The organism is Methylobacterium sp. E-041, from assembly GCF_022829665.1.
Taxonomy (GTDB): domain Bacteria; phylum Pseudomonadota; class Alphaproteobacteria; order Rhizobiales; family Beijerinckiaceae; genus Methylobacterium.
The window spans coordinates 1-329 of sequence record NZ_JAKSYQ010000264.1; the positions used below are offsets into that span (position 1 = coordinate 1).

Annotated in this window: 1 pseudogene; it reads right to left on the reverse strand. The window is 78.7% G+C overall.

Annotated features, from left to right (window positions below):
* Nucleotides 1-208 (reverse strand): annotated as a pseudogene (locus MKK70_RS23825) (sensor histidine kinase); the annotation flags it as partial.
* Nucleotides 209-329 lie beyond the last annotated feature (121 nt).

Consider the following 329-nt stretch of genomic DNA (forward strand, 5'->3'; position numbering starts at 1 on the left):
TCAGCTCGGGGGCGACCTCGGTCACGACCCGGACGCGGCCGTGGGCGGAGAGCGCCGCGAGATCGGCGAGTTCCGCCAGGACCGGGGCCAGCGCGAACGCGCGGCTGCGCGGCGTGCGCCCGGCGGCGCCGCCCGAAGCCAGCGTCGCCCCGCCGAAGCGGAACGCCCCCCCCCGCGTCGCGACGAGGCGCCGCGCCCCGCGCCGCACCGTAGGGTCCGCGGTTTCCTCCAGCCGGTCGCCGAGCCACGGCGCTCCGGTCAGCCGGGTGCCCCGCTCTGTGTTTATTTTTGCGGACCCGGGCCCCAGCCACGCGGCACAGCGGCCCTGG